Origin of the sequence: Epilithonimonas tenax DSM 16811, assembly GCF_000428485.1 — a bacterium.
GTDB lineage: Bacteria > Bacteroidota > Bacteroidia > Flavobacteriales > Weeksellaceae > Epilithonimonas > Epilithonimonas tenax.
The window spans coordinates 41,827-66,331 of the sequence record NZ_AUAA01000017.1 but is presented as its reverse complement, the minus strand read 5'-3'; the positions used below and the strand labels follow the sequence as shown (position 1 = coordinate 66,331).

Sequence of the window (24,505 nt, the reverse complement as noted above, 5' to 3'; positions counted from 1 at the left end):
CTTTTTATTATTTCAAACCGTCTAAGGCGATATTAAGCTTTAACACATTGATCTTTTCTGTTCCGAATAATCCCATTAAAGGTTTCTCTGTATTGGATGCGACCAGATCCTGGATCTTGTTTTCATTCAGATTTCTGATCTTGGCAATTCTCTTCACCTGAACTTTGGCTGCCTGAACCGAGATATTGGGATCCAATCCACTTCCACTTGCGGTAACTAGATCAGACGGGATATCGGCTTTTGAAACTTCAGGATTGTGTTTGACAAAATGATTAATTCTTTCCTGGACTGTTTTCAGGTAATCAGGATTGGAAGGTCCTTTGTTGCTTCCGCCGGCTCCAGCTGCATTGTACTCCACGGCAGACGGACGAGACCAAAAATACTGATCTTCTGTAAATACCTGTCCCACATTGGAATAATATTTTTTGTGACCAACAGTGACGATTTCACCTTTCCCATGGTTGGGAAAAAACTGTGCGATTCCGAAAATGATGAGTGTGTAAAATCCTGAGAAAAACAGCAGACAAACCAATGTCAGTTTTAAAGCAGGAAGGATATTTTGTTTCATTTTAACTTAATTTAATTTTAAATAGTCGATGAGATGTTGTGACCTCTTTTGATGTTGAAAAGTGCAGCCCGGCCTGAGTGGAGCTCATTTTTTGCGGTTGGAAAAGCTTGGCAAAAATAGCGGGAACGGAGGACGGAATAGCTGCCCCAATGATTTTAAATAAATAATGCTACCATAAGATCGATGATCTTTATCCCTACAAATGGGATCAAAACGCCGCCTAAACCGTAGATCAAAAGATTTCTTCTGAGCAATGCACTTGCACCGATTGGTTTGTAAGCCACACCTTTCAGCGCCAGTGGAATCAACACGGGAATAATGATCGCATTGAAGATTACAGCCGACAGAATGGCGCTTTCCGGAGAATGAAGGTTCATCACATTCAGTCCCTGCAAAGCCGGAATCGAAGCGATAAACAATGCCGGAACGATCGCAAAATACTTAGCAACGTCATTTGCAATACTGAAGGTAGTGAGCGTTCCTCTGGTCATCAGTAACTGTTTTCCGATTTCCACGATCTCGATCAGTTTGGTTGGGTCATTGTCCAGGTCCACCATATTTCCGGCCTCTTTTGCAGCCTGCGTTCCGCTGTTCATAGCAACGCCCACATCTGCCTGGGCAAGAGCTGGTGCATCATTGGTCCCATCGCCCATCATCGCGACCAATCGGCCTTCTGCCTGTTCTTTTTTGATGTAATTCATCTTATCTTCCGGTTTGGCTTCTGCAATAAAATCGTCTACGCCCGCTTTTTCAGCGATATATTTGGCTGTCAAAGGATTATCTCCGGTTACCATCACGGTTTTGATACCCATTTTTCTCAATCGTTCAAAACGTTCCTGAATGCCTGGTTTGATGATATCCTGAAGTTCCACAACACCCAACACTTTTTCGTTCTCGGAAACCACCAATGGGGTTCCGCCGTTGCTGGAAATGGTTCTCACCGCTTCTTGCGTTTCTTTTGGGAAAGGATTGCCCGCTTTTTCGACTAAATTTCTGATGGAGTCAGATGCTCCTTTTCGGATTCTTACATTGTCATAATCGACACCAGAACTTCTGGTTTCTGCTGTGAAACTGATGAACTCTGGATTTTGCACCTCATAAGTTTTTGGGTCAATTCCTGCGAGCTCTATGATAGACTTTCCTTCCGGCGTTTCATCTTCCATAGAAGCTAAAACCACTGCTTTTGTAAAATGTTTTTCATCTACCCCATTCGCAATATGAAAATGGGTCGCTTTTCTGTTTCCAATGGTGATTGTTCCTGTTTTATCAAGCAAAAGAACATCCACGTCGCCAGCGGTTTCTACTGCTTTACCACTTTTTGTGATCACGTTGGCTCTCAAAGCTCTGTCCATTCCGGCGATCCCTATGGCTGATAAAAGTCCGCCAATCGTTGTTGGAATTAAGCAGACAAATAAAGAAATAAAAGCCGCGATCGTAATGGGTGTGTGCGCGTAATCTCCAAAAGGTTTGAGCGTTACCGTCACGATGATGAATACCAATGTGAAACCTGCCAAAAGAATCGTTAAGGCTATTTCGTTTGGTGTTTTTTGTCTGCTTGCCCCTTCTACTAAAGCAATCATCTTATCCAGAAAGCTTTCGCCTGGTTCTGTGGTCACTTTCACTTTGATTCTATCAGAAAGCACTTTTGTACCGCCTGTGACGCTGCTTTTGTCACCTCCAGATTCACGGATTACAGGTGCACTTTCTCCGGTAATGGCACTCTCGTCGATGGTTGCAAGACCTTCGATAATTTCGCCGTCTGACGCAATAACATCACCTGGTTCACAAAGGAACACGTCGCCTTTTTTCAGCTGAGACGATGGTACGATGGTGATTTCATCATTAAAAATGTCTCCCACTGGTTGTATCCATTTTGCGGGTGTTTCTTCTCTTGTTTTTCTGAGTGAGTCGGCCTGCGCTTTTCCTCTGGCTTCTGCGATGCCTTCTGCAAAATTGGCGAATAGTAAGGTGATAAACAGGACTGCCGTTACGATACCATTGTAGATCAAGCTCCCTTGATTCTGTTCGCCAAGTGCGATCCAGACGCATACGCCAGCCATAACCAATGTTCCAATCCAAACCATAAACATCACAGGATTGCGGACCATTTTCGATGGATTCAGTTTTATAAAAGACTGTTTTAATGCTTCATTGACCAAGTCGGCCTGAAACAAATTATTTTGATTTCCTTTCATTTTAATTCAATTATTTAAGTGAAAAATGTTCTGCGATAGGTCCCAGAGCCAAAGCCGGGAAGAAAGATAAGGCAGCCACAAGTGCGATAACAGCGAAGACCATCAATCCGAAAGTGGGTGTATCGGTTTTTAAAGTACCAGCACTTTCCGGGATGTATTTTTTGGCAGCAAGGCTTCCGGCAATCGCTACGGGGCCAATGATCGGAAGAAATCTTGCCATCAGCATCACGATACCAGAGGCGATATTCCAGAAAGGAGTGTTGTCTCCCAAACCTTCAAAACCACTTCCGTTGTTGGCACTGGAGGATGTAAATTCGTAGAGCATTTCGCTGAAGCCGTGAAAGCCAGGATTATTGAGCCAACTGGCATATACTTCGGGATTATTCGCATAAGTGTAACTTGCAATTGCAGTTCCTGCCAGAATCAAAAGTGGATGCAAAAGTGCAATGATCATAGCGATCTTCATCTCTTTCGCTTCGATTTTTTTACCGAGAAATTCCGGTGTTCTTCCTACCATCAATCCGCTGATGAAAACTGCCAAGATAATGAAAATGTAAAAATTAAGGAATCCCACGCCGACGCCGCCATAGAAACAGTTAACCATCATTCCAAGCAGTTGATTCATTCCACTTAGTGGCATAAAACTGTCGTGCATAGAGTTGACGCTTCCCGTAGAAATAACAGTGGTTGCAATACTCCAATATGCAGAAGCAGCAGCACCGATACGGACTTCTTTACCTTCCATATTTCCCATCGTCTGAGAAATTCCCATATTGGAAATCGCAGGATTCCCATTGACTTCGGAAATCACTGTTGGAACCATTAGCATCAAAAAACCTATCGTCATGACGCCAAAAATAGTCCAGGACAGTTTTCTTCTTTTAATCATGAATCCCATTGCAAATATCATCGCCAAAGGAATCAGCATCTGAGTGACGATCTCAACAGTATTGGTCAAATAATTCGGGTTTTCTAGAGGATGCGATGAGTTGGGTCCAAAAAATCCACCGCCGTTGGTACCCAAATGTTTGATTGCCACAAATGCCGCCACTGGACCACGGCTAACTTCTACTTTGTCGCCTTGCAAATTAATGATAGAATCTTTGCCCTCAAAAGTCATCGGCGTTCCGTTGAATGCTAATAATGAAGCCACTACTACTGCAATAGGAAATAAAACCCTGGTGCAGCTTCTTACAAAAAAGAAGTAGAAATTCCCAAGTTTATCCGTCGTTCTTTCTTTCATTGCAAAAAAGACCACAGCTGCTACCGCCATTCCTGATCCGGCACTGATAAACTGCCAAAGCATCAAGGTCAATTGTCCGAGATAGGACATCCCTGTTTCGCCAGAATAATGCTGAAGGTTGGTATTGGCCACAAAACTAACCGCCGTATTGAAAGCCAGATCGCCACTCATTGATGGATTGTTGTCCGGATTCATCGGGAGCCAGCTCATATTGGTAAGTACAAACATCGCTGTCAAAAACCAGACAAGATTGATGGTTAATAATGCGATCAGATGTTGTTTCCAGGTCATTTGTTTTTCGGTATCGATACCCGAAATTTTGTAGAATAATTGGTCCACAGGATTTAATACCTTGTCCAGTAAGGTTTTTTCGTTCCCGAAAATTTTTGAGATGTAGCGTCCTAGTGGCAGTGCAATGCCTACTGCGAGCGCAAACATCAGTATAATCCCTAATATTTCTTTGTCCATTTTTTAGAATCGTTTATGAATAGTTTCTTTAAAAAAAATTTAATTGATCGTTTTGATTTTAATAATGATGTAAAGGAATGCTATCACGAAAAGGATCCAGCCGATCATCCGGAGCCAGTCTCTCATTTCATTTTTAAGCCTTCTGTCCATCATTTTAGAACTTTTCCGGTTTTACCAAAACGTAGCCTATGTAGCCGAATACAGCAATGGCAATGATGAATAATGTTATCATAATCTGTTTATTAATTGTTGATCTTTTCTGGTCTGTTGCAGGTATATCTGTTGAAAATCTGACGGAATCTCTTGGTAGAGAAATTTCCACTGCTGCGGACTTGCTTTTCTTCTCAGGCTTTCAAAAGACCTGATGAAGATATTTTCTATCAGATATCTCACATAGGAATTGCTGCGGTTATAAATCCAGTCCATCCTTTTGACATTTCGGATCACAGATTGGATCTTTGCCTGCTCCAGAAGATTTTTCAGATGATCTACGGTGGTTTGCATAATCCCCGCAAAATTATTGTGGTCCGAAAGATTTGTAATCTCACTGCGGAGATCAGGATAGAAAGCCTTCAGGTATTCTATGGTTCTTTTTTTATTCATTTTCTGCATCGTTCAAATTTTTTCGAATGTTCTGATCACCAGATAAAAAATGGAAAATAGTACCACTCCCAAGAGAATTAAAATAGCTGTCATAATTGTTTATTTATTAAGGTTGAATAATTGCTGCAAATACAAAAACACTCAGTATAACTGCGACATTGATGATCAAGATCTCGATGTTTTGCTTTGTTTTTGATTTTTTCCAAGTTTCCCAATTGCCTGCTTTTATTGTTTTTCGGTGCATGATTAGATTTGTTTTAAAGTCCTGACTTATAGATTTGACGCAAATACGCCTGATACAACCCAGTTGGCATTTTTGAAAAAATTAAATTTTTGTAGGTATGATTGCAGGAGAAAGTCAGGCTGTCAAGAGAATAGACGAACACATTTTCCACGGCATTTTTCAGAGCCTGATCGCCCTTCTGGTACAGCTCATTCATTTTTTCGAACGATGTGATCAGAATGCTTGTTTCGCCCCTTCTGATGAGGTTTCTGATCTGTCGCGTGAAAACATTGATCACCATAAAGGAATTTTTGGTTTTATAAACTTCATCGAACTCCTCTTTGGACTCGGGAACCACTTTGATGATTTCCTGTATTGCTTCTGTGTGATTCATTTTTATATTTGTTTTGAATCATTAATGCCAATAAATATTCCTTCCCAGAACCGAAGCCATTAAAACACCAACAATCAACACGTTAAAATAGATTCTTAATTTTTGACCCATAAAAAAGCCTATCAAAATGATAGGCTTTTTCTCAATATGATAAGTGGAGCTACGAAATTTTATACTCTTCGATCTTGCGGTAAAGTGTGGCAATGCCAATTTCCAACAGTCGGGCGGCTTCTGCTTTGTTGCCGCGGGTATAATTAAGGGTTTTCAGAATGTGGATTTTTTCTGCACTTCCCAGAGAAAAGGCAGACAGACTTTTGGCACCAGATGTATCAGAATGTAGGTTTTGAAAATCTGACGGAAGCGAAACCAACTCCAATTCAGAGGCATCGGTCAGGATGACGCTTCTTTCTATCACATTGCGAAGTTCGCGGATATTTCCTTTCCAAGGATGCTGTTTGAGTGCTTCCAGGTATTCTTGACTGATGGACGTGATTTTCTTTCCGGTTTTGACGGAAAACATTTTCAGGAAATAAAGCGCCAATTCTTCGATATCTGAAACTCTTTCTCTAAGCGCAGGCAACGACATATTAAAAATATTGATCCTGTAATAAAGATCTTCACGGAAGTTTCCGGCATCGATCTCTTGCTCCAGATCTCTATTGGTGGCCGTAATAATTCTGACATTGATCTTGGTAACCTTGTTATCACCCACTTTCAGAAATTCACCAGACTCCAAAACACGAAGCAGCTTTGCCTGCAGATCAAGTGGCATCTCGCCTATCTCATCCAGAAAAACAGTGCCATTGTTGGCCTCTTCGAAAATCCCCTTGGAATCTTTGACTGCGCCGGTAAAAGCACCCGCTTTGTGTCCAAACAATTCGTTTTCCAGTAATTCTTTGCTGAATGCAGAACAGTTGACCGCTACAAAATTCTGTTTGCTCCGGTTGCTGGCATTATGAATGGCCTGGGCAAAAACTTCTTTCCCAGTTCCTGTTTCCCCTGTCAGCAACACTGTAGCATCTGTCACGGCTACTTTTTTTCCGGATTCTATGGCCGATCTTATTTGTTTTGATTTTCCGATAATGGTCTCAAAAGAATATTTGTTTCCCAACTGTTTTTCCAGTTGAAGTACCCTTTTGTTAAGGGCTACTTTCTCAATAGCTTTGTAGACTAATGGAATAATCTTATTATTATCGTCCCCTTTTGTAATGTAATCGAATGCCCCATTTTTGATCGCCTGCACACCATCGGGAATGTTTCCGTAGGCCGTAAGCAGGATGATCTCCAGCGACGGATATTGGTCTTTGATGATTTTAGAAAACTCGACGCCGCTGCCGTCCGGAAGTTTGACGTCGCAAATAACAACATCAATATCAGAAACTTCCAGTCGTTTTTTTCCGTTTTTAAGATCTGATGCCTGAATGACTTCAAAGCCTTCCAGACCTATGATGCGGGAAAGCAAGGTTCTGATCTTCTCTTCGTCGTCTATGATAAGTATTTTATTCACTCTAAAAAAAATAAGGAACAAAGGTAAGATTATTCCATCATCAATGCTAAATTTTCACCGCACGATCAACAATGAATAAAGTCTGGACATCAAGCTCACAAATAAAAAAAGACGTTCCTGCGAACGTCTTAAAACTTTAATTTGTAGAGAAGATGGGATTCGAACCCACGGTACAGTTACCCGCACACTAGCTTTCCAGGCTAGCTCCTTCAACCACTCGGACACCTCTCTGTTTGAGGTTGCAAATATAATAAAATATCTGAATTCTCAAAAGATAAAATCCTTTCAACAGCATATTTTTTTTATTTTTTATCTAGTCTTAGGGCTGCAGTCTGACTTTGGCTATTAAAACTCCTCAGTAATTTCTCCTGAAATATTCTCACTAAAAAGCTGGGAGAAGCTCATGTTGTATTTTGGATTATTAAGGAGATGCATTGCTTTGGTGATGGCAGACTCGGCCGTCATATCTTTTCCGCTGATCGCGCCAATCTTGGTAAAGATATTGCTGTTGCTGTATTTTCCAAAACTGATGCCTCCGGAAATACATTGGCTGATGACCACAATCTCTATACCTCTGTTTCTGAGTTCCTGCAAGACACCTTGTGTTTTCTCATTATTAAAGATCGTTCCGGAACCGAAAACCTGTAAAATGATGGCCTCAGAAGTTTTAAGTTCCAAAAGCGACTCAAATTTCATTCCTGGAAAAATCCTGCAGAACAGGACATTTTCATTCAGATAATTATCGAGTTCCAATTCACCTTTTGGTTTCCACAGTACATTTTTGTCTACATTCAGGTGAACACCGGACTGTCCCAAAATCGGATAATTCGGGCTTTGGTAAGCATCGAAAAACTCCGCCGAATATTTCAGGCTTCGGTTGCCGCGCAAAAGTTTGTATTCGAAATAAACGGCCACTTCTTTTATCACCGCTTCATCATTTTCATAAAGACTGGCATAATAAAGACTTGTCAGCAGATTTTCTTTGGCATCTGTTCTTAGGTCGCCAATGGGCAATTGGGAGCCCGTGAGAATGACTGGTTTACCAAGATTCTTCAACATAAAACTAAGGGCAGAAGCCGTATAAGACATGGTATCCGTTCCGTGAAGGATCAGGAAACCATCAAAACTGTCATAGTTTTTATAGATCCAGTCAGCAATCATTCGCCATTCCTGTGGACCCATATCGGAGGAATCTACAGGCTTTTCGAATGGATGGACAGAAACCTCACATTCCAGGAGATTCATTTCAGGAATTCTTTTGAAAACCGTAGAAAAATCAAATGGAACCAGACTTCCTGTCTCGTAATCTTTCTCCATCCCAATGGTGCCGCCGGTGTAGATGAGAAGTACTTTTCTTTTCATAGCCACAAAAGTAAAATTTTAATATGAATCGGGGAAATAAAAAAGCCTATCTCAAAAATGGACAGGCTTCTGTTTTTTAAATGTATCGCAAAGTGGCAAAACATATTGTCTTCTTGTGTTTAAAGTCGCCAGTGATTTGCGTGTTACAAACATTAGGATCATCAAAATCTTTGTGCCATTGCGTTAAAAATTTTTATTTAACGAGAAGGATACTCGCGATTTGATTCGCCAGTTCAGTTCCAATTCTGTCCTGCGCTTCCTCAGTAGCAGCACCTGTGTGGGGCGTTAGGGAGATTTTCGGATGCGTCAGTATTTTTTCAGAAGGCGTTGGCTCGTTTTCGAAAACATCCAGACCTGCGAAAGCTAATTTTCCGCTGTCAAGAGCTTCTAACAGAGCATCTTCGTCTATCACTCCACCTCTAGCACAGTTCACGATGGCTGCACCAGTTTTCATTTTATCCAGCTCCGCTTTTCCAATAATGGGTCCATTCTGAGCAGGAACGTGAAGTGTGATGAAGTCCGAATGCTGGATCAATTGCTCCAAAGGTTCAGTTTCAATTTCGACGTTGATATATTGTTGGTTGTAGAAGTCTACTCTTACGCTGGCTTTTCCAATTCTTGTATCAGAAGCAATGACTTTCATTCCCAGTCCCAGAGCTATTCTCGCCACTTCCTGTCCTATTCTTCCGATACCTACGATCCCGATGGTTTTCCCTCTCAGCTCGATTCCGGCTTCGTATTTTTTCTTCAGTTTTGCAAACTCGGTGTTTCCGTTCACTGGCATTTGTCTGTTGGCATCCTGCAAGAATCTGCATCCTGAGAAAAGGTGTGCAAAAACCAATTCTGCCACAGATTCTGATGATGCGGCAGGCGTGTTGATCACGTGTTTGCCTTTCTCTCTAGCGTAAGCCACCTCGATGTTGTCCATCCCGACGCCACCTCTACCGATGATCTGCATCGTTGGACAGTGGTCCACCATTTCTTTGGTGACTTTCGTCGCACTTCTGACCAGCAGCACCGTTACTTGATTTTCATTGATATAAGTAATCAGATTTTCCTGAGCCACTTTATCAGTGATCACCTCGAATCCGTTTTCTTTTAGAGCATCTATTCCAGACTGTGTCAATCCGTCATTTGCAAGTACTTTCATTCTGTATAATTGATAGTTGATAAATGATGAATGATAAAAGAATAGTAATAAAAAAATTGATTTACAATCCTTTATCACTCATCAATTATCATTTATATAATTAGTCACGGAAAACTTCTATGGTCACTTGTTTCTCAACCATATCAGTGAATTTCCCTTTGTATCTTGTTGCTTTTACAAGGTGGTTATCTATCCAGTGATAGTTTCCGCCTCTTGGTTTCCCCAGCAATACACTGTGGTATTTGAAACCGTGTTTGTCTAGCCAAGTTTCTGTTACTTCTCTCAAATCCTCTGTTCTGGAAGTGAAAAAACAAATCTGATGACCTTCATCATACCATTTGTTGATTGTTTCCAAAGCATCGGGAAAAGGCTCGCAAGTCACCATTCTTTCCGGCTCTTCATTGGGAACATCTTCTGTGATTGTTCCATCGATATCAATCAGATAATTCTTGATATCGCCTTTCAGCATTGGGCTCAGATGTTCTATGTATTCTAGTTCCATATTGTGTGCAAAATTGAAGTTGCAAAATTAGGCTTTTCTCTGTAAACTAACAAACTATTATCAAATGCTTAATAAAATCTTAATTTTATAGAATATTTTTAAGAAAATTTTCCTTTTGGTTTTATCCAAAACAAAGCATAGGATCATATTTTTCGCAATCTCTTTAAAAAAAAAGAAAAAATTTGGATTGTATTTGGTCTCATTGGACAAATAAAAGATTCAGTTACGATCCGAGCTTCATCCTGGCAAGCTGCTTGTAAAAATCAGATAACGCTAGATATTCTTGATTCGTAAGGATCACCTTTTTGAGGGAAGATGCATCATTTTGCTTACAAATCAATAAGTTACAAGCGTGGCGAATTGTACGTGTTTTAAGGAATCTGATAAAAAATAGATCATTGAAACAAAGTTGAGTTTGAAATGCCGAAATCTCAATCTTTGCAACGCTGCAGCCCGACTTGAGTGGAGCTCTTTTTTGTGATTGCGATTGTGGAAAGCTGAACTGATTGTCTTACGCCATTCGCAATGACAAAAAAAGCGGGAACGGAAGGCGGATAAAGCTGCCCAAATTATTTCAATCACTTTTTAATTCGTTCACGGTCATCAAAATACCAAAGATGTTTTTATATTTGGTGAAGAATAAACAACTATGGAAAAGAAACTCAAACTTTGGGATGCTGTGATGATCGTAATGGGATCTATGATCGGAAGCGGCATTTTTATTGTGAGCGCAGACATTATGCGGAATCTCGGTTCCGGCTATTGGCTGATTGTGGTTTGGTTGATCACAACTGTGATGACCGTTGCAGCGGCGATAAGCTACGGCGAACTCTCGGCAATGTTTCCAAAAGCGGGCGGACAATACACTTACATCACAGAAATCTTTGGGAAACCAATGGGATTTCTCTATGGTTGGGGCATGTTTACAGTGATCCAAACCGGAACGATTGCCGCGGTGGCAGTGGCTTTCGGGAAGTTTACGGCGTATCTTGTTCCTTCGTTAAATGACGCAGCACCGATTTTCCAAAGTGGCGAATTTAAAATCACGTGGATCCAGATTCTGGCGATTGTCGTGATCGTTTTCCTAACCTATGTGAATACGAAAGGCGTTCAGTTCGGGAAAATCTTGCAGAATGTTTTCACGTCGTCTAAAATTATCGCGCTCCTTGGATTGATTATTTTAGGTTTTATTTTGATTGATAAATCCCATTGGAGTTCTAATATGAGTTTCGGTTGGGATGCTTTCCAAAACCTGAAACAAACGGAATGGACGGGGATTTCCGGCGCAACAATCCTTGGCGGCATTGCGGCGGCGATGGTTGGATCGGTGTTCAGTTCTGTGGCTTGGGAGAATGTGACCTTCATTTCCGGCGAGATCGAGAATCCGAAAAAGAATGTGGTGAAAGCAATGATCCTGGGAACTTCCGCAGTGATGATCCTTTATCTTCTGGTGAATTTCGTTTACCTGAATGCGCTTGACAGAGATTCTATCGCTTTTGCAGCGAATGACCGAGTGGCGGTTTCTGCAGCTGAGAAAATGTTCGGAAATGCAGGAACAATCATCATCGCGATTCTTGTGATGATCTCGACATTTGGTTGCGTGAACGGCATTGTTTTGGCTGGTGCAAGGGTTTTTCAGACGATGGCAAAAGATGGTTTGTTCCTGAAATCTGCCGTTGAAAATAATAAAAATGGCGTTCCCGAAAAATCTCTTTGGATGCAGGGAATCTGGGCAAGTTTGCTTTGCCTGAGCGGACAATACGGGAATCTTCTGGATATGGTTTCCTTCGTGATTGTTCTGTTTTATATGCTGACCGTTTTTGGTGTGATCTACCTGCGAATCAAAAAGCCGGAAATGGAAAGAGGTTATAAAACCTTTCTTTATCCGTTCACACCAGTGCTTTACCTTTTGATTGGAACGGCGTTTTGTATTCTGCTTTTGATCTACAAACCAGATTATACTTTGCCAGGTTTGGGATTGATCTTGCTTGGGTTGCCTGTTTACTTTTTTATTAATAAGAAAAATAAAGTGGAAAATGAAATTTACAAATAAAATAGTATCGAGTTTTATCGCGACAGTTTGGCTATTAAATGGAATGTTTTGTAAAGTTTTAAATTTTGTTCCAAGGCACGAAGAAATTGTTTCTAGAATATTAGGTAATGAGTATTCACGTCTAATAACGATTCTAATTGGAGTTTCAGAAATTGTTATAGCAATTTGGTTTTTGACAAAATTCAAATCAAAGTTAAATGCCATCGTCCAAATGATAGTTGTCGCAATGATGAACATTATCGAGTTTATTATAACCCCAGATTTATTACTTTGGGGCAGACTGAATATTATTTTTGCTTTTATCTTTATCGGAATTATTTACCATAATGAATTTGTATTAAATAAAAAATCAAATCAGCAAACCATAATATGAATTTTCTTAAAAACCATCCTTTTGAAGTCGAAGCTTTTTTTGAGAGTTCACTGGTACTGACATTTGCTGTTCCAAAAGAACAACTTCAAAATTTGATTCCGGAATGTTTAGAACTAGATATTTTTCAAGATAAATGGGCTTTTATTGCTATCGCAATGGTTCAGACCTCGGGACTTCGTCCTAAAGGCTTTCCGAAGTTTTTGGGCAACAATTTTTTTCTAATCGGTTATCGGATTTTTGTCCGTTACAAAAATAATGCAGGAAAAAGATTAAGAGGTTTGTATATCATCAAATCAGAAACAGACAAAAAGAAAATGGAATTTTTTGGTAATATTTTCACTCATTATAATTATACAACAACCGATATTCAACAAACAACTAACGGAAATTCTAGGATAATCGAATCACAACGGTCAAAATTTAATGTTATAATCGAGAAAACTGATAACGAGATACAAATTCCTGAACACTCACCATTTTCTGATTGGAAAGATGCACGGAAATTTGCAGGACCATTACCATTTACTTTCACATTCGATAATATTGAAAAAACTGTTCTTATTATTGAAGGTATCCGCCAAAATTGGAAACCTGAACCTTTAAAAATCACGCATTACAATTTTGAATTTTTGAACAGCCTCAAACTTCAAAATATAGTTTTAGCAAATGCTTTTGAAATTAGAAATATTCCATACCATTGGAAAAAAGGAAAGATTGAAAAATGGAATTAAAAAGAAAATCAACACAAGGTGTGTTAAACATCATCCGTTTTAACTGGCACTTTTACCTTATTGCATTTATAATTTTAGTTATTCTGTTTCTATTCAAAAATCAGTTTTCTTTACAAATTCAAACATCATTTAATATTGTAGTTTTAGTCGCCATTTATATAATATCAACATCATTGTTAGTGTCATTTTACATATATGATCTATCTGATTTATATCAACTTAAATGGATCGAAAACGCAGATAATAAAAAAATACTTAACATCAACGCAGGATTTGATGAAACTAGCGAAATTATCATCAATAAGTTTCCAAAAGCAGATTTAACAATTTGCGATTTTTACAATCCCGAAAAACACACTGAAGTTTCTATAAAAAGAGCAAGGCGAGCGTATCCTCCAAATCCAAACACAATATCGGTTGTAACCGGAAGACTTCCTTTTTTGGATAATACTTTTGATCAAACATTTGCAATTTTATCGGCTCACGAAATTAGAAATCAAGCCGAAAGAGTACAATTTTTTAAAGAATTGAATAGAATAACAAAATCATCAGGGCAAATTTTTGTAACAGAACATTTGCGGGATTTTAATAATTTTTGGGCTTATAGCATTGGTTTTTTTCATTTTCATTCACATCACATCTGGACGAAAACTTTTATACAGGCGAATCTGACTGTAGCAAATGAAATAAAAACAACACCTTTCATTACAACTTTTGTATTAGAAAAAAATGGAATTACAAATTAAGATAATCGGGCTTTTATTGACAATTTTAGCAATAATACACGCTATTTTTCCAAAATATTTTAACTGGAAAGAAGAATTAAAACAATTGAGTCTGATAAACAGACAACTCATTATGGTTCATACATTTTTCATTGCATTGGTTGTTTTGCTCATCGGTTTGCTTTGTATGACGTCAGCGACAGAACTTATTCAGACAAAACTTGGCAAAACAATATCTCTTGGTCTGGGCATATTTTGGACGATCCGTTTATTTTTTCAATTTTTCATTTATTCATCTTTACTATGGAAAGGAAAAATATTTGAAACAGCTGTCCATATTTTATTTTCATTGTTTTGGATCTATATGAGTACTGTGTTTTTATGGAATGCTTTAGGTTAAACCCACTTTATCCTTCCAACAAAAACTCCTTATAATTCCCCAAAAACTTCACATCTGCGCCAATCGCTTTGAGTTCGTCCACAGAATTGATATAAAGCACATCATCCCAACCGCCAACTACGGTGACGAAGAAGAAATAATTTCCCAATTTGGTTTTCAGCGTTCGGGATTCTATCTTGCTAAGGTTCATATTTCGCCACGCAAAAACAGATAAAACCTGATGCAATCCTCCGGCGTGATCTTGTGGCAACGTGATGAGCATTGCCGTTTTCTTGCCGATATTTTCCATCTGATTCTCGTAAGAATTCTCCGTTTTGGAAATGATGATGAATCTGGTGTGATTCTCCTCAACATCGTGGATGTTTTCATTAAGGATTTTCAAACCGTATAACTCGGCCGCAAATTTATTCGCAACAGCCGCAATTTTCCGGTCTGGATTTTCGGAAACCCGTTTTGCAGCAGCCGCTGTGGAAGCAAATTCCTGCTTTAGGACGTCGGGGTAATTTTTATTCAATGAATGAAAACTCTGGGCTAAAGCCTGCGGATGAGAATATATTTTTTCAATTGAATCTTCATTCTCCTGACTTGGATGAATCATCAAATGATGTGCAATGGGCATCACAGCTTCTGCTTCAATTTTGATCTCTGGTGTTTGATAAAGGTAATCCAAAGTCATAGAAACCGTGCCTTCTATCGAGTTTTCCAATGGGACAACCGCTTTATCCACCTCGTTATTCTGAACTGCTAAAAAGCAATCCAAAATATTAGTTTTCGCAATCAGCTCGTCATTTGGGAATAACTGCGTTGCGGTCAACTGCGTAAAAGAAGCTTCTGGTCCTAGGAATGCTATTTTCATTTTGCGAAATTAAATTATTCTTTTGATTTTTTGGAAAGATCGAAAGTAAAATTGGCGCTGACGATAAATCCATTGTTGTACTGGAACACATTTTTGCCTTCCATTTCCCTTCCCAACTGCACAATTTGATTCAGATAACCGCCTTCTACCCTTACCAAATTATTGAATTTGTAACCTACCAAAACTCCAATTCGGTTTTGGTCAAAGATATTTTCCCCGACATTCTTCCCAAAGCCGATCATCAATTCATCATAAACTGCAACATACGGCGTTTTGTCCGCAATCGAATTTCCTTTCAACGGCATTTGCAGACGGATCATATACCGCGCTCGGTTCAGAAATGGATATTGGTCTTCGGAAGTCAGATCGGCATTAGAATATCGCCCAACCCAACGCTGTTCCAGCATAAAACGATGAGACAAATCTATCTTTCCAATCTTGTCAGTCACGGTTGCCATCTCGTAAATCCTGTGTTCTGTGAAATCTTTCCCCATCCCGTTGATCGGGATTTCGCCATAAGGAAAAGTCTCTGCCCAAGCGTAACCAAGCCTCAATTGCAAATTCGGATTTGCCTGATAATTGATTCCCAAACGCAGAAGACTTTGTTGCCAGGTTTCGATGTAATCATTTCTTCGCCACTGATATTCTGTATGAATGGAAAATTTGGAATCAAGTTTGAAAGTTCCGTTGTAAGCGTACCAGCCGATATTGTTGTGATTGCTGATTCGGTTTTGACAGAAAACTGATTGGGAAATCAAAACCAGGAAAATTGAACTGAAAAGTAATTTCGTTTTGCTAAAAAACATATTTTTAAAATATCGATTTCAGCAAAAATAGAGATTCAGAAAAGGAAAAACAACTCTAATCCGTTTTTATATTTAAAACAGGCGCTGTAAAATTGTTAGATTTTTTATCGGGATTGATGACGCTGGAAGTTTTCAGAAGATCTTCAGCAATCAGAATATTTTCATCATGAACCTGAATATCATTCAGAAAAACCAAAGCATTAGAAGGTAACTTAAATCTCTTTTTAGCTTCGGAAATGGTCACACTTTCTATCGCCATATTTTCTTTGAGCGTAATATTGATCAAACCATTTTTTATCAGATCATCAAATTTCGCAGTTTCTGTTGAAGGTGTTTTGTAAACATGTACCTGTTCGATTTTATTCGGATCCAAACTATTTAGGGTCAGATTTCCCATTACCACATTTTGAACGATCACGATTGGTTTCGGAGCTTTCGTCTGTGCAGAATTGAAGATAAAACTAAGGGAAAATATGAAGCTAAAAATGATATTTTTCATAATTAATAAATTTAATTTTCAAGATACAACATTTAATTCGCATCGCCTTTTTCGATTCCTTCTTCTATTTTTTCTATAACTTCCTGCTTTTCTTCGCGTGTGATTTCCAGTTGATCTTGTGTATCTTCATTCCTGATCACAAGAGAGATCCAGATCGGAAAATGGTCAGAATCAACAGACTTTGTCACTTTCATATCAACCAATCTGAAATGCGAACTCACGAAAAAATGATCCAAAGGCCAACGCAGAAACCAATATTTGGCATGAAAAGTATTGAACATTCCTCTTCCTCGTCGAGGATCCAACATTCCGCTGGATTTCAGGAACAATTTGGTAGTCTTTGACCATGCCACGTCATTCAGATCACCGAAAACGATCGCGGGTTTTCCATATTCTTCGGCTTTTTTTCCGACCAAAAGAATCTCCGCATCGCGTTGTGTACTTTCCGGATTTTCCTGAGGAACGGGCGGCGTTGGATGAATGCCATACAAACGGACGACATGATCATTGTATTCCAGATCTGCCACAATAGACGGGATCTCTTCATCAATCAGATAATTGACTTCGTAATTTTTAACCGGAAAATGACTGTAAAATAAAAGGCCATAAGTGTTCGCAAGTGGAACCTCTATTTTATACTGGTAATTTTTCGTAACGACTTCCAGAGCGTTTTTCCATTCTTCATCGGTTTCCAGAAAGAATAAAACGGAAGGATCATTTTCCTGGATGAGATTAATTAATTTCTGGTAATTCCGGTTGTGCTGATAAACATTACAAACCAAAATATCCAGCGTCTGTTCGCCATCATCAGGCTTGATCTTATCAATCATCGCCTTGCCCAATCTGGTATAAGGAATGATGATATAGAAAAGATACAGGGCGAGAAAGGCTTCACCAACCACCAGAATCTTGTCGTAAATTGTAGGCTCATCCACAGCAAAATTCCATAAAACAATAAGGATGATCAGGATTACAAATTTCTGAAAACGAGGATAATCAAACACCCTGAAAGTCCAGAATGTATTTTTTATAGAAGGAATCAGAACCGACAAAACCGCTACTACGGAAATGAGCCAATACAAACAATACGTGTAGTTTTCCATAGGTAAATCTAGTCTTTGATGGTCTTTCCTAAGATAATAAGGCTTTGTTTTTCGCCGTCCAGGTCAGCAATATTTTTGAGATTGGCCCAAAGTTCGAAACCGAATTTTTCAAATAAGGTCAAACTCGCAAGGTTATGAGCAAAGATAAATGCCAGAAGATTCTCAATCCCCAACGCGGGACATTTCCCCAGAGATAATTGTAAAATCTGCCTTCCAAAACCTTGACCTCGGTATTTTTCATCAATGTAAATACTGATCTCCGCCGTTTGCTGATAAGCCGGACGACCATAGAAATCCTGAAAACTAACCCAGCCAATTGTATTTTTCTGAACATCCTCTACCATCCAAAGCGGACGTGTTTCAGAATTATGATCGTGAAACCAATCGATTTTACTTTCGACAGAAACGGGCTCCAGATCAGCTGTAACCAATCGTGACGCCACCGTAGAATTATAAATTTCTACAATCTTTGGAAGATCATCTAAAGTAGCGTCTCGAAAAGTCATATTTATTAATTTTTAAATTGAGAGATTCAGAGATTGAGAAATTACTAAATCTCTCAATTTTTAATTTCTTAATTCAATGTATTAAACGCTTGTTCCAGATCAGCAATCAGATCTTCTGCATCTTCGATTCCGACGCTTAATCTTACCAAATCGTCCGTAATTCCAAGTTCTGCTCTTTTGTGCTCTGGAATTGATGCGTGCGTCATCAACGCAGGAAGGTTTGCCAACGATTCTACGCCACCCAAAGATTCTGCCAAAGTGAAAACTTTGATATTTTCTAAGAATTTAACAGCATCTTCTTTTTTCCCGGATTTGAAAGTGAAAGAAACCATCCCTCCGAATTCCGTCATTTGTCTCGTTGCCAAATCATATTGCGGATGAGAAGATAATCCCGGATAAAAGATTTTATCTACCAAAGAATGTGTTTCCAGATATTTCGCTACTTCAAAACCATTGTCCGAATGTCTTTGCATTCTGAGTGCCAAAGTTTTGATTCCTCTCAGGACCAAATAAGAATCGTGAGGACCTAAAATTCCACCGCTTGCAAACTGGATGAAATGTAATTTTTCTCCCAATTCTGCATCTTTTGCAATCAAAGCTCCAGCGATAACATCAGAATGTCCGCCCAGATATTTGGTTGCAGAATGCATCACGATATCCGCGCCAAGATCCAACGGTTTTTGAATATAAGGCGTTGCAAATGTGTTATCTACGGCAACAAGGATATCTTTCCCTTTCACAACATCAGCAACCATTTTGATGTCTACCAATTTCATTAATGGATTGGTTGGTGTTTCCAGCCAGATCAGTCTTGTTTTATCGGTGATGACATTTTCCAATTGTTCCACATTATCAAAACCGATGAAAGTGAATTTGAGCTGGTACTTTTCGAATAATCTGGTGAACATTCTGTAAGAGCCACCATAAAGATCATCAACTGCAATGACTTCATCACCAGGATTCAGCAGTTTCAAAACACAATCGATTGCTGCCAGACCGGAACCGAAGGCCAAACCTCTTGCGCCATTTTCTATGCTTGCTAAAGAATCTTCCAAAGCCTGTCTTGTTGGGTTTGCACCTCTGGAGTATTCGTAGCCGGAGATCAGTTGTCCCGGACTTTTCTGTGCGAATGTTGAGGTTAAAAATACAGGAACGTTGACTGCGCCGGTTGCTGGCTCGTGCTGTTGTCCTCCGTGAATTACTTTTGTATTGAATTTCATAAAATTAAATTTACCAATCTAAAAATTTAACAATGTAACAATTGAATCTATTGATAAACTGTTACACTGGTATATTGTTACATTATTTTTTACATTTTGATAGCCGACTTCACTGCAAATTCTTCTGCCACTTCTTCCAGCCATCCTGCAACATCCTCTTCGCCAGTTGCACGCAGGTAAGTCTGTCCCAAAGAAACGATAATCTGGTGATAAAAACGTTTCATATGATCTACAGGCATTTCTTTCGTCCAAAGATCGATTCTGAGCGCTTCGGAGGTCTTTTCGTCCCAAACGGAGATCATTACCGCCTTAGTTTCTTGGTTCTGCACGCCGCCATCTTCCGCATTCCAGGTCATTTTTTCCGGAATATGATTCTCGTCCAGTTCGATATCTATTGTAATTTTTGTTTTACGCATTGTTTATATTAATTAAAAAATTTAAAGTTAAGAAACAGATTCAATTCTACTCTATTGTGTTTTTCTATTTTTAAATATGATTGAATTGATATTTATTATACAAAATAAAGCCAATCCTAAACTTACTAAGTTGTATCTATCTACTTCGAAAATTAAAACCTTAGTCATCCAATAAATAGAATAAGCGGAGGCTAATAAACAAAGTGAAAATAAAGTGTTATTTGTTTTAATTGATTTAAAATATACAATAATATGATAAATTAAAATGAATACTATCGTTAAGATTAACGGAATTAAATAATTGAATGTAGTGAGTTTTACGTCACTATTAGGATTTTGATTTCCATATCCAAAAGCTAAATATGCAAAAAGAATGTAGCAAATTGAAAAGATTGAAAATAATACAATTATCAATCTGAAAAGTATCTTTTTAAGTAAAGCCTCATTCATCCCACTTACACTCAAATTCTCCCACTTTACTTAGGTCTGTAATCTGAGCCGTTGAAAATTTCCGTTGCATTTCTCTTCAAAAACACAGGTAATTTTTCTTCTGGATGAGCTTTCAGATAATGTTTGCAGATTTGCCAACCTGTCCAGATCGCAATCTGAGGCGAACTTTCACGATCGACCTCGGTGTAGAATTTTGAGAACGGACCAGGCGTGATAAAACGTTCGGAAAGATCCGGATCTGCACTGAAAAGCAAATCGTTTTCTACAAAATAATTCCAGATATTAGCTTCATTGGCAACAGCCCAATCGTATTGCGGCTGAGAGTAATTCATTTTCAGATGATCGGCAACAGTTGGCAAAAAAGCGTCCTGAAGAATCTGAATTTTCCCTTGATAGACAATCTGATCTAGAAACTTCTGCTGTTCCAATTGGGCAGGAACCAACCTTGCCGCAAAAAAAGCAGAGATCTTTGGAACTAGATTTTCGGGATTCATGGATTTTTGAAAATACAGATCAAGGCCTTTGTAATTCTTGTTTCCATCTCCCATAAAGCCTGTAATATCCACGAAAAGCATATTTTCATCTTCTCTTAGAAAGATAGGATCTGTCACATTTCGAGGATCCACAACCGATGAGTATAGATAAATATGAGGCGGCTGAAATTTCGGGAAATAATTTTTGATATGCGAGAAAAGACCTACCAACTCTTTATCAAGTTTGGCTTTATCAACTTTAGAAATCGCTTCTTTGTAAACACGAATTTCCATTGTGTCTTTTCTACGGTTGCCGTAATCGGCATCGGGCACAGAGCCCTGAAACCATGGATATTTCTTTTTAAAATCTACCAAACTGACCGATGGATGGTAAAATTCTCCGGAGAGATCTGTGACGTTTACTTTTTTGACAGGATTCTTGATCTCGACATCCCATTTGCTTTCGTTTTCCTTTTTGCAAGCCGATAAACTAAAAACAATTATGGCCGAAAAAGAGATATATCGGAAAAACTTCATTATTTTTACATTAAGATTTTCGAAAAGCAAAAATAAGAATTTTAAAGGATGAAGCTTCCAATTATTACCGAAAGATTGATTTTAAGAAAAGTAACGCCCGATGATGTGGACGATTTATTTCTGTTAGACAGCAATCCCGATGTTATGAAGTATGTTGGAATGAAACCTTTAACAAAGAAAGAAGAAACATTGAAAATGATTGAAAACCTTATCAATCAGTACAAAAATAATAAAACAGCCAGACTTGCGGTTATTGAAAAAAACTCTAATAGATTAATTGGCTGGAGCGGTATCAAACTTTTGACTGATGAAGTCAACGGTTATAAAAACGTACACGAACTGGGTTACAGATTTCTCCCCGAATTCTGGGGAAAAGGTTATGCAACAGAATCTGCGCGGGCCTCTTTGGATTTTGGTTTTAATCAACTGAATGCCAATACCATCTACGCTTACGCTGATGTAGAAAACCATTCTTCCAACTATATTCTGACACAATTAGGTTTTGAAAACAAAGGCACTTTCCACGACAAAGATGATCTTTGCAACTGGTACGAATTAGAAAAAATTAACACAAAATAAAGATTATGCAGACAATAAAAGTGATTGATCACATCGTCAACTGGCTAAAAGATTATGCGACCAATGCGAACTCAAAAGGTTTTGTAGTGGGCGTTTCTGGAGGTATTGACTCTGCCGTAGTTTCAGTTTTGGCGGCAAAAACCGGACTGAAAACTTTGGTTTTGGAAATGCCAATCCGTCAAAAAGCAGATCAGGTAGACAGAGCTCAGGATCACATCGATTTTTTGAAAGCCAATTTTCCAAATGTTGAAGGTTTTCGCGTTGACCTCACGCCGACTTTTGAAAGTTTTGAAAAAACAACGGACGGTTACAAAGATGACTCACCCAACAAAAATCTTGCAGAAGCCAATACAAGATCCAGATTCCGCATGATAACGCTTTATTATTACGGACAGATCAATGGGCTTCTGATAACAGGAACAGGAAACAAAGTAGAAGATTTTGGCGTTGGATTTTTTACAAAATACGGCGATGGCGGCGTGGACATATCTCCTATTGCGGATCTTTATAAAACTCAGGTTTATGACATCGCAAAAGAATTGGGAATCCTTGAAAGCATCCAAGTTGCAAAACCAACAGATGGACTTTGGGAAGTGGAAAGAACAGATGAAGACCAGATTGGTGCCACTTATCCTGAATTGGAATGGGCGATGGAACAGCAACAAAATGGAAAAACCGAAACTGATTTTGAAGGCAGAGATAAAGAAGTTATGGAAATCTTTTTGAGATTCAACAGAGCGACGCAGCACAAGATGAATCCAATTCCTGTATGCGAGATTCCGCAGGAGTTCATGTAAAAACCAGACACCAATTAAGAAACAGAAACATATGAAAATCACAAATCTACTTGCTATTTCGCTCGGTTTAGCTTTTACATCCACGTTGTATTCACAAGATATAAAAACTGCAGAAGCCGTTACAGCTCCCGTTGAAGTCATTGACCGGCTGAACATCCCCGGACCATTAACTTTCAATGAAAATGAATTTTTGCTGGCAATGAGCAAACAAAACTCAGCAACGTGGGCGCAACAACAATATATAATGAGGGATGATGTCCTTACAAATTATAAGGAATTGATCAACATTTCATATTTTGATAAGGAAATTGAAATGGAAACCGCCATCAAACAAAAAGTAGAATTTGTTGAAAAAAGAAGATCCAAAGACAAATATTCTTTCGTCAATGTAACAGAAAGTCCGGACGGGAAAGAGATCATCGTGGATTATCTTACGACTGAAACTCCTGCCGAAGGAGAACCTTATGCTGAGTACAACTTGGACAGATTCAAAAATATGGATATTGGCGGCAAGAAATCATTCATCATTTTTTCTTATTCCAAAAGAATAGCAGGCGATCTGAAATACGCTGCCAAATCTCTATCAAAAGAAAGAAACAGACTCATGGAAGCCGCAATTACCACTGCAATCCCGCCAGTGACTTACAAACCAACAGAGGTTGAGAAAAAGAAAAAATAATTTTAAAGGTCAGAAATCCAATCAATGAATGACGAAGTTTACATCAGACGGTGTATAGAATTAGCCCAAAAGGCTCTTGGCAAAACATATCCGAATCCTTTGGTAGGATCTGTCATTGTTCACCATGGTAAAATCATTGGGGAAGGATTTCATCAAAAAGCGGGTGAACCGCACGCAGAAATCAATGCCATCAATTCTGTAAAAAAAGACGATAAAAACCTGATTCCAGAATCAACAATCTATGTTTCTTTGGAGCCTTGCGCTCATTTTGGAAAAACGCCACCCTGTGCTTTGAAAGTTGTAGAGCTTGGTTTCAAAAAAGTCGTGATTGGTGCAATGGACAGCCACGACAAAGTGAATGGAAAAGGTAAAAAAATCATTACCGAGGCAGGAATTGAAGTAGTCTCCAGCGTTCTGGAAAACGAATCCAGACAACTCAACAAACGTTTTTTTACGTTTCATGAGAAAAAACGGCCTTTTATCATTCTAAAATGGGCGCAATCTGCAGACGGTTTTATGGATAAGGATCATCAACCTACGCAAATCAGCAATTCACTTTCCAAACAACTGGTTCATCAGATGAGAAGTGAAGAGCACTCGATTTTGGTTGGAAAAAACACGGCACTCCACGACAACCCAAGTTTGACAGTACGGGAAATAGAAGGCCGTAATCCTGTCAGAATTTTGATTGATTTTAATCTGGAAGTTCCTGATACTTTTAACATTTATAATGATGAAGCGGAAACGATCATCTTCAATTCGGTAAAAGATTCTGAAGCTAAACATTTGCAATTCATCAAAATAGAAAAAGAAAATCCAGTTCAGCAGATCTTAGACAAATTATACGAATTGCAAATCCAGTCTGTGATTATCGAAGGCGGCAGATTTACCTTGCAGCAATTTATCGACCAGAATCTCTGGGATGAAACACTGATCTTCAAAAATCCAAATTTGAATCTGAAAAGCGGAACCAAAGCACCAGATTTCCATCGGAATCCAGAAAAAAGCGAACAGTTGAAGGAATGCGAAGTTTTATATTTTACCAATCAAAGTGTTGATTAATATCAGAATTATAAAAATCAGCGCT

The 24,505-nt window shown here is 38.8% G+C and carries 29 protein-coding genes and 1 tRNA gene; 9 read left to right on the top strand and 21 right to left on the bottom strand.

Going from position 1 to position 24,505, the window contains the following annotated elements:
• Nucleotides 1-7: 7 nt before the first annotated feature.
• From F564_RS0110155 to F564_RS0110090, 13 genes are all read right to left on the bottom strand, one after another.
• Nucleotides 8-568, bottom strand: a complete 561-nt coding sequence (locus F564_RS0110155) for a K(+)-transporting ATPase subunit C (RefSeq protein ID WP_028122550.1) — start codon at nucleotides 566-568, stop codon at nucleotides 8-10.
• A 155-nt stretch (nucleotides 569-723) separates the two neighbouring features.
• Nucleotides 724-2,763 (bottom strand): potassium-transporting ATPase subunit KdpB, encoded by a 2,040-nt coding sequence (gene kdpB, locus F564_RS0110145; RefSeq protein ID WP_028122549.1) that lies wholly within the window; start codon nucleotides 2,761-2,763, stop codon nucleotides 724-726.
• A gap of 10 nt (nucleotides 2,764-2,773) precedes the next feature.
• Nucleotides 2,774-4,474 carry a potassium-transporting ATPase subunit KdpA gene (kdpA, locus tag F564_RS0110140; protein WP_028122548.1) on the bottom strand — a complete coding sequence of 567 codons (1,701 nt, stop codon included), beginning with the start codon at nucleotides 4,472-4,474 and terminating at the stop codon, nucleotides 2,774-2,776.
• A 39-nt stretch (nucleotides 4,475-4,513) separates the two neighbouring features.
• Nucleotides 4,514-4,627, bottom strand: coding sequence for a dolichyl-diphosphooligosaccharide--protein glycosyltransferase subunit (locus tag F564_RS20955; protein ID WP_228373890.1), 114 nt, complete (start codon nucleotides 4,625-4,627; stop codon nucleotides 4,514-4,516).
• 1 nt (nucleotide 4,628) lies between these two features.
• The gene (locus F564_RS21200; protein ID WP_076605667.1) at nucleotides 4,629-4,706 is read right to left on the bottom strand and encodes a potassium-transporting ATPase subunit F; all 78 of its coding nucleotides are present in this window, start codon (nucleotides 4,704-4,706) and stop codon (nucleotides 4,629-4,631) included.
• Nucleotides 4,703-5,077, bottom strand: a complete 375-nt coding sequence (locus F564_RS0110130) for a DUF7674 family protein (protein ID WP_228373889.1) — start codon at nucleotides 5,075-5,077, stop codon at nucleotides 4,703-4,705. The genes F564_RS21200 and F564_RS0110130 overlap by 4 nt, the downstream gene beginning before the upstream one ends.
• A 106-nt stretch (nucleotides 5,078-5,183) precedes the next feature.
• Nucleotides 5,184-5,321 carry a hypothetical protein gene (locus tag F564_RS20590; protein WP_154656847.1) on the bottom strand — a complete coding sequence of 46 codons (138 nt, stop codon included), beginning with the start codon at nucleotides 5,319-5,321 and terminating at the stop codon, nucleotides 5,184-5,186.
• Between the two features lie 13 nt (nucleotides 5,322-5,334).
• Complete coding sequence (locus F564_RS0110115; RefSeq protein ID WP_028122546.1) at nucleotides 5,335-5,694, bottom strand: DUF7674 family protein; 360 nt, start codon at nucleotides 5,692-5,694, stop codon at nucleotides 5,335-5,337.
• Between the two features lie 160 nt (nucleotides 5,695-5,854).
• Nucleotides 5,855-7,201, bottom strand: a complete 1,347-nt coding sequence (locus F564_RS0110110) for a sigma-54-dependent transcriptional regulator (protein ID WP_028122545.1) — start codon at nucleotides 7,199-7,201, stop codon at nucleotides 5,855-5,857.
• A 144-nt stretch (nucleotides 7,202-7,345) separates the two neighbouring features.
• Nucleotides 7,346-7,432: transfer RNA gene (locus F564_RS0110105), tRNA-Ser, on the bottom strand.
• A gap of 114 nt (nucleotides 7,433-7,546) precedes the next feature.
• Nucleotides 7,547-8,563 carry an asparaginase gene (locus F564_RS0110100; protein ID WP_028122544.1) on the bottom strand — a complete coding sequence of 339 codons (1,017 nt, stop codon included), beginning with the start codon at nucleotides 8,561-8,563 and terminating at the stop codon, nucleotides 7,547-7,549.
• A gap of 193 nt (nucleotides 8,564-8,756) precedes the next feature.
• On the bottom strand, nucleotides 8,757-9,713 hold the full coding sequence (locus tag F564_RS0110095; protein WP_028122543.1) for a D-2-hydroxyacid dehydrogenase: 957 nt from the start codon (nucleotides 9,711-9,713) through the stop codon (nucleotides 8,757-8,759).
• A gap of 100 nt (nucleotides 9,714-9,813) precedes the next feature.
• The gene (locus tag F564_RS0110090; RefSeq protein ID WP_028122542.1) at nucleotides 9,814-10,215 is read right to left on the bottom strand and encodes an LNS2 domain-containing protein; all 402 of its coding nucleotides are present in this window, start codon (nucleotides 10,213-10,215) and stop codon (nucleotides 9,814-9,816) included.
• Nucleotides 10,216-10,864: 649 nt separating this feature from the next.
• Here F564_RS0110090 and F564_RS0110085 point away from each other — a divergent pair.
• Genes F564_RS0110085 through F564_RS0110065 form a run of 5 tightly spaced genes read left to right on the top strand, consistent with a single transcriptional unit; the run spans nucleotide 10,865 to nucleotide 14,497 of the window.
• On the top strand, nucleotides 10,865-12,268 hold the full coding sequence (locus tag F564_RS0110085; RefSeq protein WP_028122541.1) for an APC family permease: 1,404 nt from the start codon (nucleotides 10,865-10,867) through the stop codon (nucleotides 12,266-12,268).
• A complete protein-coding gene (locus F564_RS0110080; RefSeq protein ID WP_028122540.1) occupies nucleotides 12,252-12,641 on the top strand; it encodes a DoxX-like family protein in 390 nt (129 codons plus the stop codon). The genes F564_RS0110085 and F564_RS0110080 overlap by 17 nt, the downstream gene beginning before the upstream one ends.
• Nucleotides 12,638-13,372 carry a DUF2071 domain-containing protein gene (locus F564_RS0110075; protein WP_028122539.1) on the top strand — a complete coding sequence of 245 codons (735 nt, stop codon included), beginning with the start codon at nucleotides 12,638-12,640 and terminating at the stop codon, nucleotides 13,370-13,372. Before F564_RS0110080 ends, F564_RS0110075 begins: the two co-directional genes overlap by 4 nt.
• A complete protein-coding gene (locus F564_RS0110070; RefSeq protein WP_028122538.1) occupies nucleotides 13,363-14,118 on the top strand; it encodes a class I SAM-dependent methyltransferase in 756 nt (251 codons plus the stop codon). Before F564_RS0110075 ends, F564_RS0110070 begins: the two co-directional genes overlap by 10 nt.
• Entirely contained in the window at nucleotides 14,102-14,497 is a 396-nt protein-coding gene (locus F564_RS0110065) for a hypothetical protein (RefSeq protein WP_028122537.1), read from the top strand. Before F564_RS0110070 ends, F564_RS0110065 begins: the two co-directional genes overlap by 17 nt.
• Before the next feature lie 7 nt (nucleotides 14,498-14,504).
• Here F564_RS0110065 and pheA read toward each other — a convergent pair whose 3' ends face one another.
• The 8 genes from pheA to gldB all read right to left on the bottom strand — a co-directional run bounded on the left by pheA (nucleotide 14,505) and on the right by gldB (nucleotide 21,363).
• Complete coding sequence (pheA, locus tag F564_RS0110060; RefSeq protein WP_028122536.1) at nucleotides 14,505-15,353, bottom strand: prephenate dehydratase; 849 nt, start codon at nucleotides 15,351-15,353, stop codon at nucleotides 14,505-14,507.
• 14 nt (nucleotides 15,354-15,367) lie between these two features.
• Entirely contained in the window at nucleotides 15,368-16,159 is a 792-nt protein-coding gene (locus F564_RS0110055) for a DUF2490 domain-containing protein (RefSeq protein WP_028122535.1), read from the bottom strand.
• Nucleotides 16,160-16,214: 55 nt separating this feature from the next.
• Nucleotides 16,215-16,658, bottom strand: a complete 444-nt coding sequence (locus tag F564_RS0110050; protein ID WP_028122534.1) for a hypothetical protein — start codon at nucleotides 16,656-16,658, stop codon at nucleotides 16,215-16,217.
• A 32-nt stretch (nucleotides 16,659-16,690) separates the two neighbouring features.
• Nucleotides 16,691-17,761, bottom strand: a complete 1,071-nt coding sequence (locus F564_RS0110045; protein ID WP_028122533.1) for an endonuclease/exonuclease/phosphatase family protein — start codon at nucleotides 17,759-17,761, stop codon at nucleotides 16,691-16,693.
• Nucleotides 17,762-17,769: 8 nt separating this feature from the next.
• Nucleotides 17,770-18,267, bottom strand: coding sequence for a GNAT family N-acetyltransferase (locus F564_RS0110040; protein ID WP_034981295.1), 498 nt, complete (start codon nucleotides 18,265-18,267; stop codon nucleotides 17,770-17,772).
• Between the two features lie 68 nt (nucleotides 18,268-18,335).
• Nucleotides 18,336-19,487, bottom strand: coding sequence for a cystathionine gamma-synthase (locus tag F564_RS0110035; protein WP_028122531.1), 1,152 nt, complete (start codon nucleotides 19,485-19,487; stop codon nucleotides 18,336-18,338).
• A gap of 89 nt (nucleotides 19,488-19,576) precedes the next feature.
• Complete coding sequence (gene gldC, locus F564_RS0110030) at nucleotides 19,577-19,903, bottom strand: gliding motility protein GldC (protein WP_028122530.1); 327 nt, start codon at nucleotides 19,901-19,903, stop codon at nucleotides 19,577-19,579.
• A 476-nt stretch (nucleotides 19,904-20,379) separates the two neighbouring features.
• Nucleotides 20,380-21,363 (bottom strand): gliding motility lipoprotein GldB, encoded by a 984-nt coding sequence (gene gldB / locus F564_RS0110025; RefSeq protein WP_028122529.1) that lies wholly within the window; start codon nucleotides 21,361-21,363, stop codon nucleotides 20,380-20,382.
• Between the two features lie 48 nt (nucleotides 21,364-21,411).
• Between gldB and F564_RS0110020 the strand changes: the two genes are divergently transcribed.
• Genes F564_RS0110020 through ribD form a run of 4 tightly spaced genes read left to right on the top strand, consistent with a single transcriptional unit; the run spans nucleotide 21,412 to nucleotide 24,480 of the window.
• Nucleotides 21,412-21,942, top strand: a complete 531-nt coding sequence (locus F564_RS0110020) for a GNAT family N-acetyltransferase (protein ID WP_051259636.1) — start codon at nucleotides 21,412-21,414, stop codon at nucleotides 21,940-21,942.
• A 5-nt stretch (nucleotides 21,943-21,947) separates the two neighbouring features.
• The gene (gene nadE, locus F564_RS0110015) at nucleotides 21,948-22,739 is read left to right on the top strand and encodes an NAD(+) synthase (RefSeq protein ID WP_028122527.1); all 792 of its coding nucleotides are present in this window, start codon (nucleotides 21,948-21,950) and stop codon (nucleotides 22,737-22,739) included.
• A gap of 31 nt (nucleotides 22,740-22,770) precedes the next feature.
• The gene (locus tag F564_RS0110010; protein ID WP_028122526.1) at nucleotides 22,771-23,418 is read left to right on the top strand and encodes a hypothetical protein; all 648 of its coding nucleotides are present in this window, start codon (nucleotides 22,771-22,773) and stop codon (nucleotides 23,416-23,418) included.
• A gap of 24 nt (nucleotides 23,419-23,442) precedes the next feature.
• Complete coding sequence (ribD, locus tag F564_RS0110005) at nucleotides 23,443-24,480, top strand: bifunctional diaminohydroxyphosphoribosylaminopyrimidine deaminase/5-amino-6-(5-phosphoribosylamino)uracil reductase RibD (protein ID WP_028122525.1); 1,038 nt, start codon at nucleotides 23,443-23,445, stop codon at nucleotides 24,478-24,480.
• Nucleotides 24,481-24,505 lie beyond the last annotated feature (25 nt).

What these genes read in the sequence shown, in the direction of transcription:
- F564_RS0110155 (WP_028122550.1), bottom strand. Translation starts at nt 568, where the DNA reads ATGAAACAAAATATCCTTCCTGCTTTAAAACTGACATTGGTTTGTCTG.
- kdpB (WP_028122549.1), bottom strand. Translation starts at nt 2,763, where the DNA reads ATGAAAGGAAATCAAAATAATTTGTTTCAGGCCGACTTGGTCAATGAA.
- kdpA (WP_028122548.1), bottom strand. Translation starts at nt 4,474, where the DNA reads ATGGACAAAGAAATATTAGGGATTATACTGATGTTTGCGCTCGCAGTA.
- F564_RS20955 (WP_228373890.1), bottom strand. Translation starts at nt 4,627, where the DNA reads ATGATGGACAGAAGGCTTAAAAATGAAATGAGAGACTGGCTCCGGATG.
- F564_RS21200 (WP_076605667.1), bottom strand. Translation starts at nt 4,706, where the DNA reads ATGATAACATTATTCATCATTGCCATTGCTGTATTCGGCTACATAGGC.
- F564_RS0110130 (WP_228373889.1), bottom strand. Translation starts at nt 5,077, where the DNA reads ATGAATAAAAAAAGAACCATAGAATACCTGAAGGCTTTCTATCCTGAT.
- F564_RS20590 (WP_154656847.1), bottom strand. Translation starts at nt 5,321, where the DNA reads ATGCACCGAAAAACAATAAAAGCAGGCAATTGGGAAACTTGGAAAAAA.
- F564_RS0110115 (WP_028122546.1), bottom strand. Translation starts at nt 5,694, where the DNA reads ATGAATCACACAGAAGCAATACAGGAAATCATCAAAGTGGTTCCCGAG.
- F564_RS0110100 (WP_028122544.1), bottom strand. Translation starts at nt 8,563, where the DNA reads ATGAAAAGAAAAGTACTTCTCATCTACACCGGCGGCACCATTGGGATG.
- F564_RS0110095 (WP_028122543.1), bottom strand. Translation starts at nt 9,713, where the DNA reads ATGAAAGTACTTGCAAATGACGGATTGACACAGTCTGGAATAGATGCT.
- F564_RS0110090 (WP_028122542.1), bottom strand. Translation starts at nt 10,215, where the DNA reads ATGGAACTAGAATACATAGAACATCTGAGCCCAATGCTGAAAGGCGAT.
- F564_RS0110085 (WP_028122541.1), top strand. Translation starts at nt 10,865, where the DNA reads ATGGAAAAGAAACTCAAACTTTGGGATGCTGTGATGATCGTAATGGGA.
- F564_RS0110080 (WP_028122540.1), top strand. Translation starts at nt 12,252, where the DNA reads ATGAAATTTACAAATAAAATAGTATCGAGTTTTATCGCGACAGTTTGG.
- F564_RS0110075 (WP_028122539.1), top strand. Translation starts at nt 12,638, where the DNA reads ATGAATTTTCTTAAAAACCATCCTTTTGAAGTCGAAGCTTTTTTTGAG.
- F564_RS0110070 (WP_028122538.1), top strand. Translation starts at nt 13,363, where the DNA reads ATGGAATTAAAAAGAAAATCAACACAAGGTGTGTTAAACATCATCCGT.
- F564_RS0110065 (WP_028122537.1), top strand. Translation starts at nt 14,102, where the DNA reads ATGGAATTACAAATTAAGATAATCGGGCTTTTATTGACAATTTTAGCA.
- pheA (WP_028122536.1), bottom strand. Translation starts at nt 15,353, where the DNA reads ATGAAAATAGCATTCCTAGGACCAGAAGCTTCTTTTACGCAGTTGACC.
- F564_RS0110055 (WP_028122535.1), bottom strand. Translation starts at nt 16,159, where the DNA reads ATGTTTTTTAGCAAAACGAAATTACTTTTCAGTTCAATTTTCCTGGTT.
- F564_RS0110050 (WP_028122534.1), bottom strand. Translation starts at nt 16,658, where the DNA reads ATGAAAAATATCATTTTTAGCTTCATATTTTCCCTTAGTTTTATCTTC.
- F564_RS0110045 (WP_028122533.1), bottom strand. Translation starts at nt 17,761, where the DNA reads ATGGAAAACTACACGTATTGTTTGTATTGGCTCATTTCCGTAGTAGCG.
- F564_RS0110040 (WP_034981295.1), bottom strand. Translation starts at nt 18,267, where the DNA reads ATGACTTTTCGAGACGCTACTTTAGATGATCTTCCAAAGATTGTAGAA.
- F564_RS0110035 (WP_028122531.1), bottom strand. Translation starts at nt 19,487, where the DNA reads ATGAAATTCAATACAAAAGTAATTCACGGAGGACAACAGCACGAGCCA.
- gldC (WP_028122530.1), bottom strand. Translation starts at nt 19,903, where the DNA reads ATGCGTAAAACAAAAATTACAATAGATATCGAACTGGACGAGAATCAT.
- gldB (WP_028122529.1), bottom strand. Translation starts at nt 21,363, where the DNA reads ATGAAGTTTTTCCGATATATCTCTTTTTCGGCCATAATTGTTTTTAGT.
- F564_RS0110020 (WP_051259636.1), top strand. Translation starts at nt 21,412, where the DNA reads ATGAAGCTTCCAATTATTACCGAAAGATTGATTTTAAGAAAAGTAACG.
- nadE (WP_028122527.1), top strand. Translation starts at nt 21,948, where the DNA reads ATGCAGACAATAAAAGTGATTGATCACATCGTCAACTGGCTAAAAGAT.
- F564_RS0110010 (WP_028122526.1), top strand. Translation starts at nt 22,771, where the DNA reads ATGAAAATCACAAATCTACTTGCTATTTCGCTCGGTTTAGCTTTTACA.
- ribD (WP_028122525.1), top strand. Translation starts at nt 23,443, where the DNA reads ATGAATGACGAAGTTTACATCAGACGGTGTATAGAATTAGCCCAAAAG.